At 57.5% G+C, this 13,986-nt stretch carries 10 protein-coding genes; 2 read left to right on the top strand and 8 right to left on the bottom strand.

The window, feature by feature from the left end:
• Nucleotides 1–110, top strand: a 110-nt coding sequence (locus JRF57_12720; GenBank protein MBW2304559.1) for a transposase, incomplete at its 5' end; no start/stop codon positions are given.
• 66 nt (nt 111–176) lie between these two features.
• Here JRF57_12720 and JRF57_12715 read toward each other — a convergent pair.
• The 3 genes from JRF57_12715 to JRF57_12705 all read right to left on the bottom strand — a co-directional run bounded on the left by JRF57_12715 (nt 177) and on the right by JRF57_12705 (nt 4,906).
• Nucleotides 177–908, bottom strand: coding sequence for an outer membrane lipoprotein carrier protein LolA (locus tag JRF57_12715; GenBank protein ID MBW2304558.1), 732 nt, complete (start codon nt 906–908; stop codon nt 177–179).
• An 11-nt stretch (nt 909–919) separates the two neighbouring features.
• Nucleotides 920–3,076: a DNA translocase FtsK 4TM domain-containing protein gene (locus tag JRF57_12710; GenBank protein MBW2304557.1), complete on the bottom strand. Its 2,157-nt coding sequence runs from the start codon at nt 3,074–3,076 to the stop codon at nt 920–922.
• Between the two features lie 180 nt (nt 3,077–3,256).
• A complete protein-coding gene (locus JRF57_12705) occupies nt 3,257–4,906 on the bottom strand; it encodes a ribonuclease J (GenBank protein ID MBW2304556.1) in 1,650 nt (549 codons plus the stop codon).
• A gap of 206 nt (nt 4,907–5,112) precedes the next feature.
• On the opposite strand from JRF57_12705, the gene JRF57_12700 reads away from it, so the two are divergent.
• Nucleotides 5,113–5,529, top strand: coding sequence for a single-stranded DNA-binding protein (locus tag JRF57_12700; GenBank protein MBW2304555.1), 417 nt, complete (start codon nt 5,113–5,115; stop codon nt 5,527–5,529).
• 81 nt (nt 5,530–5,610) lie between these two features.
• On the opposite strand, the gene JRF57_12695 is transcribed toward JRF57_12700, so the two are convergent.
• The 5 genes from JRF57_12695 to uvrA all read right to left on the bottom strand — a co-directional run bounded on the left by JRF57_12695 (nt 5,611) and on the right by uvrA (nt 13,959).
• Nucleotides 5,611–5,811, bottom strand: a complete 201-nt coding sequence (locus tag JRF57_12695; GenBank protein ID MBW2304554.1) for a twin-arginine translocase TatA/TatE family subunit — start codon at nt 5,809–5,811, stop codon at nt 5,611–5,613.
• An 18-nt stretch (nt 5,812–5,829) separates the two neighbouring features.
• Complete coding sequence (locus JRF57_12690; protein ID MBW2304553.1) at nt 5,830–6,222, bottom strand: hypothetical protein; 393 nt, start codon at nt 6,220–6,222, stop codon at nt 5,830–5,832.
• Between the two features lie 178 nt (nt 6,223–6,400).
• A complete protein-coding gene (gene sucD / locus JRF57_12685; GenBank protein MBW2304552.1) occupies nt 6,401–7,270 on the bottom strand; it encodes a succinate--CoA ligase subunit alpha in 870 nt (289 codons plus the stop codon).
• Between the two features lie 2 nt (nt 7,271–7,272).
• The gene (sucC, locus tag JRF57_12680) at nt 7,273–8,448 is read right to left on the bottom strand and encodes an ADP-forming succinate--CoA ligase subunit beta (GenBank protein MBW2304551.1); all 1,176 of its coding nucleotides are present in this window, start codon (nt 8,446–8,448) and stop codon (nt 7,273–7,275) included.
• A gap of 210 nt (nt 8,449–8,658) precedes the next feature.
• Entirely contained in the window at nt 8,659–13,959 is a 5,301-nt protein-coding gene (gene uvrA / locus JRF57_12675) for an excinuclease ABC subunit UvrA (GenBank protein ID MBW2304550.1), read from the bottom strand.
• Between the last annotated feature and the right edge of the window lie 27 nt (nt 13,960–13,986).

Here is a 13,986-nt window from a genome sequence, read left to right as displayed (position 1 = left end):
ACAACAAGATTAAAACCATGAAGCGCCAAGCTTACGGCTTCAGGGATATGGAATTCTTTAAACTCAAAATCATGGCTATTCATGAAACAAAGTACGCTTTAGTCGGATGAACCTTCAATATCATGGCGGAAGGTGACCAGGATATCCAGAGGTGGGAGTGGTAGAGCGAAAAGTTGTTAGTCCTCTTCCTTGATGATCCGGACGCCTTCAGGCGGAACAAAGGCGAAGAAGCCCTTTTCGAATCCTTTCCTGATGGTCGGATCACCGAGGGTGAAGCGTGTAAATCCCCCCAGGTAGTTGTGGATCTTGAAGCTCTGGATGGTATAGTCCTCCCGGGATATGTCAAGGAGTATGAAATCGATGTCCGTCCAGGGGGGCTGGGGGATCAGCTTGAGGTGATAGGGTCCGCATTCGCCGGGATCGGTCAATTCCACTTGGAATCCATCCTCCACTTCTTTGAGGCCTTGAAAGACGTCGCTCAGGAGTTTTAATTCTTTGCCCATCTTCCGGGTCGAGTACCGGTAGGCCTCCTTTTTTTCCGGAATATACCACCAGAGGACCTGACCGTCTGAGATCACCAGTTCGGTTCTAGGCGTCCTCTGTTCGATCCTCAGGAAATGGGGCGGCTTGAAATGAATCAGTCCCGAGGCCACGTCACTCTTGATGTTCTCGTCCAGTATGGCCATGGAACGGGTCACTACATCCCGCTCGTAGGGAACGGTGAGTCCAGGAAGGGCTGCGTAGTTCCCCTTGATTCCGGTCAAGACGGCCTCCAATCGCTCCTTGCCTGGATCGGGATCGCCTAGGCAGGGAGTGGACGAGGCAAGGAAGAGTAGAAAGAAGAGTAAGCCCACGGCTCCTGCGCCTATCATCACACAGTGCTTTCTCTCTGCCGACCACAATATCATTGACTGCCTCCCTATCCGTCCCTTCTCCCGTAAACTTCCCTGGGTTTCACCCCGTCGGAGGGCCCGACAATCCCTTCCCGTTCCATGACCTCGATCATCCTGGCGGCCCTGTTGTACCCAACCCGGAGTTTCCTCTGGATCATGGAGATGGAGGCCTGCCCCGTCCGGAGAACGAGCTCAACAGCCTTGTCGTACTTCTCGTCCCGTTCTAAATCTTCTTCTGCGACTTCTTCGTCCCTTGACACGTGGTCCATCACGGTCGGGTCATAATCGGGCTTCCTTTGATTCCTCAGAAAATCCGTCACCCTGCGGACTTCTTCTTCCGAGATGTAGGCCCCATGAATCCGCATGATCTTGCCGACGCCCGGCGGCAGGAAAAGCATGTCCCCGTCCCCTAAAAGGTTTTCCGCTCCCATGGAGTCCAGGATGGTTCTCGAGTCCACCCTGGAGGAGACCTGGAAGGAGATGCGGGCCGGGAAATTGGCTTTGATGATACCTGTCAGAACATCCACGGAGGGCCGTTGCGTGGCGATGATCAGGTGGATTCCCGCCGCACGGGCCATCTGGGCGAGACGGGTTATGGCTTCTTCCACTTCCCGGGATGAGGTCATCATGAGGTCGGCCAGTTCGTCGATCAGGAGAATGATGTAAGGAAGAGGGGTATCTTTCCCTCTTTCCTCTTCTTCCTTCGGCGTCTTTTTCCCCTTAACGGCCTTGCGGTTGTAAGCCTCGATATTTCGCACCCCGCGATCGGAGAGCAGCATGTATCTTCGTTCCATCTCCTGGACGGCCCAGCGAAGGGCCCGGGTGGCCTCCTTGGGCTCCGTCACCACTGGATGGAGGAGGTGGGGGATATCCCTGTATATGGAAAGCTCGATCCTCTTTGGGTCGATTATCAAGAACCGGACCATGTCCGGGGATACCTTGAAAAGAAGGCTGTTGATCATAGCGTTCAAGGAAACGCTTTTTCCGGTACCCGTGGCGCCGGCGACGAGTAGATGGGGCATTTTAGTGAGATCCGTGATCACCGGGGCTCCGGTGATATTTTTCCCCAAGGCTATGGGCAGTCGGTAGTTGGAATCCCGGAATTCTTGGGAGGAGAAAATTTCTTTCAGGTAAACGAATTCCCGCTTGTTATTGGGGATTTCGATGCCGATGGCCCCCTTACCGGGAAGCGGGGCCACGATCCGTACGCTGGGGGCCCTCAGGGCCAGGGCCAGGTCGTCGGACAGACCCACCACCTTGCTGATCTTGACCCCGGCAGCAGGTTTCAGTTCGTACATGGTGATCACGGGGCCGGGCAGGATTTCGACCACCTCTCCCTCCACACCGAAATCGGCCAGCTTTTTCTCCAGGCGCCTGGCGTTCATTTCGAGGCTGTCTCTATCGACAGTGGTGCCCGATTCCTCCGGGGGATCCTCGAGGAGATCAAGGGAAGGAAGTTTGAAGGTCCCGGAGACCTGCATGAAAGGAAAAGTATCCTGTTCAGGTCTCGGGGGTCGAACCTCTCTTTTCGATTCCACGATGGTGACCCGGGGCCGGGCCTTGGTTTTCCTCTTGGTGATGGCTTGCTCCCGCAACCGCTTCTTGCGACGTTTCTCTTTTACCTTGACCAGGAAATCCCCCAGCCGACGAAGGGTTATTCTTGACCAGGAGTTGAATTTGGAGAAGAGGAAACCGAAGGAGAGGTGGGTGCAAACCATGAAGGAGATCACAAAGATTGCCAATAAAAGAACAAAGCTTCCGAACCCGTTCAGGTATTTTTTGAGAAAATCGGAAAGGTAGTATCCTGCCAGGCCCCCTCCCATGACCTTGCTTCCCTTGTACAGGATTTCACCGGGGAAAAGGAGAGAAAGAAGCCCTGAAAAACTCAAGAGAAGAATGATGGAAGAAAAGGCGCTTTTCAACGGTGAGAGGATGGTCTGCTGCCGAAAGGAGAACAGGGCCATGACCGAGAAGATCAAAACGAGCCAGAAAGATGAAAACCCGAGGGCAAGGAAGATCCAGCCGGAGACCCAGGCCCCTACAGGGCCGAAGAGATTGTGGGCTTTTTCCAGGTTTCCCGTTCGAATCCCCCAGAAGGCATCCCCGGGATGATGGGAGAAAAGGCTCACCGCCAGCAGGAAAGCGATCAACAGAAAGACGATACCTCGGATCTCCCTGGCGATCGATACCGGGGGTTCACCCGGGACTGCTTTTTTTTTCTTTTTAGGTCCTTTCGCCATACCTGTTATTCACTCTTGAATGAATTTTTCGCTCCAAGCAGAGGCCGAAATGTTCTCTCCGCTCCAGTGGATCGCCCGACCTGGGAAATCCGTGGGTGTGGCATCCCCCGCGAATCCCTCCCCTTACAGGGGCATGATGATGGGCAGGATGAGGGGTCTTCTCTCGATAGTCTTGAAGAAGAACCTCTTCAGTCGCCGCTTGATATCGGATCCCAATTCTCCCCAGTCCACGGGCGCGAACCTCTCGAATTCCTCCAGGGCCTCCACCATGATTTCCTTGCCCCGTTCCAGGATGAAGCCTCCCCGGTCTTCGAAAACGAATCCTCTTGAGAGAATGTCAGGACCATAAATGATCTCTCCTGTATGTTCGTCAACGGCCATGAGGGCGATCACCACTCCGTCTCCGGAGAGCCTCCGCCGGTCTCTCAAGACCAGTTCTCCCACGTCTCCCACGCCCTTTCCATCCACGAGCACCCGTCCGGTCCGGACGCGGTCCCCTAGGAAGCATTCCCCGTTCGAAAAGCACACTGAGTCTCCATTTTCTGCGAGGATGAGACGATCAGGAGGGAGGCCCGTTTCCTCGGCAAGCTGGATATGTTTGACCAGGTGGCGGTATTCACCGTGGATGGGAATGAAGTATTTGGGCCTTACGAGGTTCAACATCATCTTGAGTTCTTCCTGGTAAGCATGCCCGGAAGAGTGGATGTGGGAGACCTTTTCGTAAATTACCTCCGCCCCCATGCGGTAAAGGTTGTTGATGATTGAGGTGATGGCCTTCTCGTTTCCCGGGATGAACCGGGAAGAGAGAATGATGGTGTCTCCCTTCTGGATCTTGATCCCCTTGTGCTTGTCCTGGGCCATGCGGGTCAGGGCGGACATGGGTTCCCCCTGGCTGCCCGTGGTGATGAGAACGATTTCCCGGTCCGGAAGGTGATCAAGATGGTGTTCCTTGATTTCCACATCGGGCGGGATTCGGATCAGTCCTTCTTCTTTGGCGAGGCGGACGTTCGTCTTCATGCTTTTCCCGCTGAAGAGGACCTTTCGGTTGAATTTGACGGCCAGATCGATGACCTGTTGAATTCGGGTGATGTTGGAGGCAAATACGGCCACGATCAATCGCCCGCGGCAGGCCTGAAACAGGCTTTCTAAGGTATTCTTGACGTTGCTCTCGCTCAGGGTAAAGCCTTCCTTTTCCACATTGGTGGAATCGGAGAGCAGCGCCAAAACATTGCGCTCTCCGTAATGGGCGAAACGGACAAGATCCGTACGCTGGCCGTCCACCGGGGTTTGGTCTATTTTGAAATCCCCGGAGTGAACGATGACGCCTTCCGGTGTGTCGACGGCCAGCCCCACCCCGTCCACGATACTGTGGTTGACCCGGATGAACTCCACGGTGAAGGGCCCGAGGCGGACTACGCTTCCCGCCTGGATGATCCTGAGATCAGCCTCCTCCAGGAGTTTGTGCTCCCTCAGCTTTTCTTCCACGAGTTTCAGCGTGAAGCGTGTTCCGTAAACCGGTAAGTTGAAATCTTTCAGGAAGAAGGGAAGGGCACCGATATGATCCTCGTGTCCGTGGGTAAGGATAAAGGAATGGAGTTTGTCCCTGTTGTCCCTGAGATATTGCACATCAGGGATGACGATATCCACCCCAGGCATGTACTCTTCGGGAAACATCAGCCCCGCATCGATGACGACCATGGATTGGCCGTGCTCCAACACCATCATGTTCAGGCCGATTTCGCCTAATCCGCCCAGGGGTACCAGCTTCAGCATGCGATATCCTTGATTGTCGAGCTTGATCGCGACATAAAATAAGTTGAATTTTAAGCTGAATTTACAACAGCTTAAATGTTATTTATTCATCCGTCAATACGGAAATAACCAAGGAACTTGATCTGTAGAATTCCCCTGTGCTACTTTAACGCAGGCCCCACAAAGAAAGGATACGGCCCAATTTCCAATATTAAGGAGGACATTTCATGGCGAGCGTGAACAAGGTCATACTCATCGGAAACCTGGGTGCAGACCCGGAGCTTCGGTATACGGCCAGCGGAAGACCCGTCGCTACTTTCAACCTGGCCACCAGTGAGCAATGGACGGGAAAAGACGGCGAGAAGAGTGAGCGTACCGAATGGCACAGGATAGTGGCATGGGCCCGCCTTGGGGAGATCTGCGGCGAGTACCTCCGCAAGGGAAGCCAGGTGTATATCGAAGGGAGATTGCAGACCAGGGCCTGGGAGGATCGTGAGGGCAATAAACGGTATACCACGGAAATCGTTGCCCAGAATATGCAGATGCTCGGCTCACCTGTAAAGGGCGGGGAGACGCGTCCCAAGGAAGGGCCGCTTCAGGAAGAGGAACCCGTCTCCATTCCAGAAGACGATATTCCCTTTTAAAGGAGAGGATCAGCGGTTTCCACCGGCGGCCGCTCGGGGAATACGCCGATTGCGAGAGGGTGGCCGCCTTTTACTTGGCGGCTAAGTCTCGTCATTCGCCTCCTTATTTTCCTTTTCTTCCTGGGGTGATGAGAGTTCTTCGTGCTTTTCCTGGGTGGCCTTTTTGAAATTTCGGATTCCCTTGCCGATCCCGCTTCCTATCTCAGGGAGCTTCCCCGCCCCGAAGATGATCAGGACAATAATCAGGACAACGATGAGTTCGGGCATTCCGATACCAAACATGGATGTCCTCCATTGTCTTTATTGATTGAGTTCTTCAAGGAGCCGCTTGAATTCGGGCGACTCCAGGAAGGCCCTAAGGGCCTTCCTGTATTCGATCCAGGCCGACCACATGCGGAACCACTCCTTGTTGTGCCAGTGGACATCCGAAGGGGTCTCTTTCCCTGAGAGGGCCTTGAAGTCCTCGTATTCCTTCTTGCAGTTTTCACAAAGGGCAAAGCCGTTCGAAAGGAAGAAACGCTTCTCCGCCTCGTTCCGTATCTGGGTGTAAACACCGCACATTGCGCATCTCAGGTGGCAGGCGGTACATTGCACGGAACGCTGGAGCGAACGAATTCTTTTCAGGTATCGCTCGCGCTCTTCCTTCCGTCTCTTATCGTGGATCCTCTGCTCGAGACTGACGATCTTGTCCATCCCTGACTCCCTTCTCCGCCCATTGCCCCGGAAATTCACCCGGGTGGGCTCACCCGGAAGAGCATGCGGATCCTTCGTATATAAGATTTACCGGTTTCCGACTGAAACAATTAATATTTTCAGGCTATCACCGGCCGGGGCGCAAGTCAAGGAGCAGGGCCCAGGAAACGGGTCCGGATCAGCCCATCACCTCAAGGGCCTTTCGGCCGAGATCTCCCAGGTTCCTCACCACGGTGACTCCGGCCGATTCGAGTGACTTGATCTTGTCTTCAGCCCTCCCTTGTTTCCCTGAGATGATGGCGCCTGCGTGTCCCATCCTCTTCCCGGGGGGGGCGGTGAGGCCCGCAATGAAAGCCAGGACCGGCTTGTTGAATTCCTCACGGATATAATCCGATGCCTCTTCCTCCGCCGACCCCCCGATCTCCCCGATGAGGACCACACCCTTGGTCTCAGGGTCTTCCTTGAACCGCCGGAGGTGATCCACGAAGGTGGTTCCGACGATGGCATCTCCTCCGATCCCGATACAGGTGGACTGGCCCAGCCCCGCCCGGGTCAACTGATCCACGACTTCATAGGTCAGGGTGCCGCTCCTGGAAATCACGCCGATGGATCCGGGCCTGTGGATGGGGCCCGGCATGATTCCCACCTTGGTTTTCCCGGGCGAGATGATGCCTGGTCCGTTGGGACCGATGAGAACGGTATCCTTGTTTTCAAGAAGCGCGGCCACCTTGACCATGTCAAGGGCAGGAATCCCCTCGGTGATACAGACGATCAGGCCGATTCCCGCCTCCCCCGCCTCCATGATGGCGTCCGCCGCAAAGGGCGGCGGGACAAAGATACAAGAAGTGTTGACACCCTCCTTTTCCACCGCCTCCCGGATGGTATTGAATACGGGGATTCCCTCGAAGGATTGCCCTCCCTTGCCGGGTGTCGTCCCGGCGGCTATGACGGTGCCGTATTGGAGCATCTGCCGGGTATGGAAGCTCCCTTCTCTTCCCGTTATTCCCTGCACCACGACCCGGGTTTGTTCATCAACAAGTATGCTCATCTTCATCTCCCTTTCGCGACCTGTTGTGTGACGAGTTCCGCCGCCTCGGCCATGCTTTTGGCGACGTGGAATTGCAAGGGGGAGTCCTCAAGGATCCTCCTGCCTTCCTCCACGTTCGTCCCTTCGAGTCTCACAATCAACGGAACCTTGATGTCCGATTTTTCCGCCGCCGCCAATACTCCCCTGGCCAGGACGTCGCAACGGAGAATCCCGCCGAAGATATTGATGAGAATGGCCTCCACCTTTTTATCTTCCAGGATGATCTCGAACCCCCGCGTGATCATCTCCTCGCTTGCTCCGCCTCCAACATCCAGGAAATTGGCGGGTTCGGCACCGGCCATCTTGATGGTGTCCATGGTGGCCATGGCGAGGCCCGCCCCGTTCACCATGGCCCCGATGTTCCCGTTCAGCCGGATGTAGTTCAGGTTGTATTCATGGGCCTTGACCTCCAGGGGATCTTTCTCCATGGGATCGTCGAGTTCGGCCAATTCTCTCTGTCGATACAAGGCGTTATCGTCGATCGCAACCTTGGCGTCCACGGCCAGGGCATGGCCGTCCTTGGTCAGAACGAGGGGATTGATCTCGGCCAGGGAACAATCGCAGGCCGTGAAAAGCCTGAAAAGACGATCCATCACGGCCATGAGTTCCTTTCCCGCCCCGGGGGAGGGAAGGGGATCCAGGGCATAGAGGAGATTTCGTCCGTGAAAGGGCATCCAACCGGTCCGGGGATCCACGAATTCCTTCAGGACCCGCTCAGGGGACCGCTCCGCCACCTCCTCGATGTCCATGCCTCCCGCCTGGCTGAAGATCATCACGGGTCTGGCCCTGGAGCGGTCGATCACTATGGCCAGGTAAAGTTCCCGTTCGATCTCGACCCCTTCCTCGACCAGCACCCGATGTACCTTCCTGCCCTCGGGACCCGTTTGCTTGGTGATAAGGGGGGTGCTCAGAATGGTCTCTGCGGCCTCCCCCAGTTCCTCCCTGGAGCGAACCAGTTTGACGCCGCCCGCCTTGCCCCGGCCGCCGGCATGAACCTGGGCCTTGATAACCCAAGGGGGCCCCTTGAGGAGTTCGGAAACCTCCAGGGCCTCTTCCTTCGAAGCGGCAACCCGACCCTCCGGCACGGGGATCCCGTATTTCTTGAACAACTCCTTGGATTGGTATTCGTGAAGTTTCATGTTTTTCCTCCCGAGAAGACCGATTAAGATGAAGTCAGGAAAAAGGGAGTGTACACCCCTGCCCGGGGATGCTGTCAAGTGATTTGCTCCCGGAATAAGGCCATCGGCGGAGGTGCCTTCCCTCCTTGATTCCGGCCTTTCCCCGCAAGGATGCCTTTACGGTCCCGGGCCCCTTCACTTTTGGCACTCATCTCCCGGGGGAGAGGGCTTTTACCTGCGGAGATACCTCGCGAGGTGCCGGGCCGTGTGGGACTCCTCCCGGTGGGAGAGAAGTTCCAGGGGGGATCCCGCTGCCACCACCCAGCCCCCTCCTTCTCCTCCCTCCGGCCCGAGATCCACAATGTAGTCTGCTTCTTTGATAATTTCCATGTTGTGTTCAATGACCACAACGGTATGCCCCCGCTCCACCAGTGCCTGAAGCACCTGAACCAGCCTGCCCACATCGGCCACGTGAAGACCGGTGGTGGGCTCGTCCATGACATAAAGGGTCCGGCCGCTGCCGGGTTTCGCGAGTTCCTTCACCAGCTTGATTCTTTGGGCCTCCCCGCCCGAAAGGGTGGGACTGGGTTGCCCCAGGGCCAGGTATCCGAGCCCGACATCACAAACCAGCCGGAGGGCACGTCGAATAGCGGGCACGGCGGAGAAAACCTCCCGGGCCTCCTCGAAGGTAAGATCCAGGATCTGGGAGATATTCTTGCCCTTGTAAGTGATATCCAGGGTCTCCTGGTTGAATCTCCGCCCGCCGCACACCTCGCAGGGGATGAAGACGTCAGGGAGGAAGCTCATTTCCACCTTGACCGATCCCTGGCCCTTGCATGCCTCGCACCGGCCGCCCTTAACGTTAAATGAAAAGCGGCCGGGAGGGAAGCCCCGGGCCCTGGCCCGGGGAGTGCCGGAGAGGAGCCTCCGGATTTCGGAAAGAAATCCGACGTATGAGGCGGGCACCGATCGGGGAGTCCTGCCGATGGGGCTGTGGTCCACTTCCAGCACCCGGTCCAGGTTTTCCCAGCCCCTGATGTCCCGAACCCGGCCCGCGGGGTCGTTTCGTTTGAGCAGGCGGTTCCGCACACCCTTGAACAGGGTCTCCTTCAGGAGAGTGGACTTCCCGGAGCCGGAAACCCCTGTAACACATATAAGGGTTCCCAGGGGCAAGCTCACCGTAATGCCCTTCAGATTGTGTTCCGAGGCCCCCATTATCTTCAGCTTCTTCCTGTTCCTGTAAGGACGAAGGCGGGAAGTCAATTCGGGGGGGGTCCCGTTGAACGAAGCGCCGGTTACTGAAGACCGCACCTTTTTCAGGTCCTCGAGTGTTCCCGAGGCCACCACACGGCCCCCGTTGTTGCCCGCCCCCGGCCCGAGATCGATGATGTGGTCGGCCCGCCGGATGGTCTCTTCGTCGTGTTCCACCACCAGGACGGAATTCCCCCGCCCTTTGAGTTCAACGAGGGCGTCCAGGAGCATCCCGTTGTCCCGGGGATGAAGTCCGATAGTGGGCTCGTCCAGGATATAGCAAACCCCCGAAAGATTCGAGCCGAGCTGGGCAGCCAGCCGGATCCTGCGGGACTCGCCGCCGGAGAGGGAATCGCCGCTCCTGGAGAGGGAAAGATAGTCCAGTCCGAGGCGTTTCAGAAAGGCCAGCCGGATCGAGATTTCATCCAGGATGGGGCGGGCGATGGGTTCATCCTCCCTCCTGAAGGAAAGTCCTTCCAGAATGTCGAGGAGTTCGGATGCCGGATGGCGCACAAGGTCCCACAGGGAGAGCCCCCCGATTTTTACGGAGAGGGCCTCGGGTTTAAGGCGGCTCCCGCCGCAGCGGGGACAGGGGATTCCTCTCTTTTTTCCGGCTCCATCCACGGTACCCAATCCGTTGCACCGCGGGCAGGCACCTAACCTGCTGTTGAAGGAGAAGAGTCGCGGGTCGAGTTCCTGGAGCCCGATGCCGCAGGAGGGACAGAGACCCCGGATGCTGAAGATCTCCTCCCGGCCCTTGGGGTCCACCAGGATGAGACTCCCATTCCCCTCTTTAAGGGCCTTGAGGATCACGGGCTCCACTTCCTTGCGGGGGAGCCTGCCCACCACCAACTCGATGTCGTGTTCGCGGTACCGGTCAAGAGACATGTCCTCTGTGATCCGGACGATTTCACCGTCGATTCTTGCCTCCCGGTACCCCTCGAGACGGCCGCGGTTCAGCAAGGCCTTGTGAAAACCTTTTCGGCCTGAGATCTTGGGGGCGAGGATCAGGGCCTTCCGGCCCCTGTAACGTTCCTTGATCCGGCGAATGATTTCCTCCGGACCCAGGGTAACAAGTCTTCTCCCGCAGCGAGGGCAGTGGCGGCTTCCAAGCTTGCTGTAAAGTAAGCGGAGGAAGGGGTAGATCTCCGTCAGCGTAGCCACCGTGGAGCGACGGCCCGCCCCGCTTACCCTTTGTTCGATGGCCACGGTAGGGGGGAGCCCGGAAACGGCGTCTACGTCCGGGCGCTCCAGGATCCTCACGTACTGGCGGACATAGGGGGCGAGGCTCTCCAGGTAGCGGCGTTGACCCTCGGCAAAGAGGATATCGAACACCAGACTCGACTTCCCTGAACCCGAGACCCCGGTAACGACCACGATCTGCTGCCTGGGGATGGAAACATGGATGTTTTTGAGGTTGTGTTCCCTCCCGCCCGAAACCGTGATCACGGGATTGACCGAATGGGTTTCAGCGGAGGGGCCGGTCAGGCCGGGAGACGAGGGGATCGGGCCGGGCTTTTCCGAGAGATATCGCCTCAGAAAGGCCCCCGTGTGGGAATCGGCATTCCGGGCGATCCGCTCCGGCGATCCTTCGGCCACGATCGAGCCCCCTTCCTCTCCCCCTTCGGGGCCTAGGTCAATAACCCAGTCCGCTGACTTGATGACGTCCATGTTGTGCTCGATGACCAGGACCGTGTTCCCTTCATCCACCAGCCTGTTCAGGCACGCCAGGAGCTTTTCGATGTCCTGGAAATGGAGTCCTGTGGTGGGTTCATCAAAGATAAAGAGGGCCGGGGTGTTCTTCCCTGCTCCGAGATAGCGGGACAGTCTGAGGCGTTGGGCCTCGCCGCCTGAAAGGGTGTGGATCGGTTGCCCCAGCCGCATGTAACCCAGTCCCACGCTCGACAAGGGCGAGAGGGCCGCCCTCAGTCCCGGGTGATCTCTGAAGAAGTCCAGGGCCTCTTCCACGGTCATGGAAAAGATGTCATGGATGTTTTTCCCCCGGTAATGGATTTCCAGGATCCCCTTTTTGAATCGTTTCCCCTTGCAGGCCGGACAGGTGACAAACACATCGGAGAGGAACTGCATTTCCACCTTCTCGAATCCCGCGCCGCGGCAAGTCTCGCAACGTCCGGCAGGGACATTGAAGGAGAAGTGCCCCGGTCCGAATCCGGCCCTGCGGGCCTCAGGGGTGGAGGCAAGAAGCTTGCGGACCGCGTCCATGGCCCGGGTATAGGTGAGGGGGTTGGCCCGCGGGGTACGGCCGATGGGACGCTGGTCCACGAGGAATACATCTTCGATGGCCTCCAGTCCCTTGATTTCCCGGTGCCTGCCCGGTCGGTCCACGGACTTCCCCAATCGTCTCTTGATGCCTTTGAAAAGGATCTCCTCGGCCAGGGTGGACTTCCCGGAGCCCGAAACCCCGGTCAGGCAGACGAAGAGGCCCAATGGAATGCGCAAGTCGATATCTTTCAGGTTGTTTTCGCAGGCCCCTTGCACGGTTATCCACCGGGTCCGCCCGGGGATCCGCCTCGTTTTGGGGACCGGGATGCTCCGGGTCCCTTTAACGTATTGCCCGGTGAGAGATTTTCCGGCCCCTTCGGTGGGGCCGAAATACATGACCTGTCCGCCCCTTTCCCCGGCGCCGGGCCCGAGATCGATCATGTAGTCGCTATGGCCGATAATTTCCGGGTCGTGCTCCACGACGACGACCGTGTTCGGAAGATCCCGCAGCCTTTTCAGGATGCGGATGAGCCGGTGATTGTCCCTGGGGTGGAGACCGATGCTTGGTTCATCCAGGACATACAAGGAATTGACGAGCGAAGATCCCAGGGCCGAGGTCAGGGCCACCCGCTGCACCTCTCCCCCGGAAAGGGTTCGGGACTGCCTGTCCAGGGTCAGATACCCCAATCCCACGTCTTGGAGGTAGCGGAGTCGGCTCAGTACCTCTTCCAGGATCAGCCGGGTCGCCTTGTCTCTGGGTGAAACGGAGAGATTTTCAAAAAATTCCAGGGCCCTGCCTACACTCAGGGCATACACTTCCCCGATATGTCGCCCGCCGATGCGATAAAGGAGGGTTTCAGGCTGAAACCGGGTTCCCCCGCAGGCCGGACAAGTGCGGTAGGCGCGGTATCGGGAGAGATATACCCTTACATGCATCTTGTAGGTCTTGGTCTCCAGCCACTTGAAGAATCCCCGGATGCCGTAATAGTCGCTGGTTCCCTCGATGATGGCCTTTTGCTGGGCCCTGGAGAGGGCCTTGAACGGAACGTCCAGGGGGATTTTCTTTTGACGGCAGAATGCGGCCAGGTCACGGTATTCCATGCGGCCTTCATCCCGACCGCCCCAGGGTTTGACGGCTCCTTGGGCGATGGAAAGGGAAGGGTCGGGAATGATGAGATCCAGATCGATATCGATCACTCTCCCGAAACCCCGGCATTGCCCACAGGCCCCGATGGGACTATTGAAAGAGAAAAGGTTGGGGACCGGGGGGCGGTAGGCGATGTGGCATCGCGGGCACTCAAGCCGGTTACTGAAGGCCAAGTGTTGCTCCCGGTTGATCCAGATATCCACCCTTCCCTCCCCGAAATCAAAGGCCTGCTCCAGGGAGTCCATGACCCTCTTTCGGTCCGAGGGGCGGAAAGGGAAACGGTCCGCCACGACTTGAACCTCCCGTTCCGTTTCCCCCGGCTCCCATTCTTCAAGGGATATTGTTTGTTGGTCCTGGAAAATCCGCGTAAAGCCCAGCCGGATGAGTTCCCGTTTCATCTCCCGGGGTGTCAAACTGTTCAGGGGGCGAGGAAAAGTGACGATGACCTCGGATCGATCCGGCGTTTTCGAAATGGCCTTCCAAGCCTTCTCCGGGCTCCCAGGGCGGACGGGCTGGCCGCATTCGCGGCATTGGAGCTGGCCCAGGCGGGCATAGAGGAGTTTCACATAGTCCGTGAGCTCCGTCATGGTTCCGACCGTGGAACGGGAAGTCCGGACCGGTTCCTTTCTGTCTATGGCGATGGCGGGCGGTATGTTTTCGATGCGCTCTACCTTGGGCCGGTCCATCCGCTCCATGAATTGGCGGGCATAAGGGGAAAAGGTCTCCACGTACCGCCGCTGCCCCTCGGCATAAAGGGTGTCAAGGACCAGGGAGGATTTTCCGGAACCGCTCGGGCCGGTCACGACGGTGAACCGGTTCAGAGGGATCTCCAGGTTCAGGTTCTTCAGGTTGTTCTGAGAAGCGCCCAGGACCCGTATAGCGCCATATCTTGTTTTCCTTGATTTTTGCATAAACAATCTTGATTCCGCCCGGATGAA

This window comes from Deltaproteobacteria bacterium, from assembly GCA_019310525.1.
GTDB lineage: Bacteria > Desulfobacterota > DSM-4660 > Desulfatiglandales > HGW-15 > JAFDEE01.
This window is presented reverse-complemented; position numbering and strand designations above follow the sequence as displayed.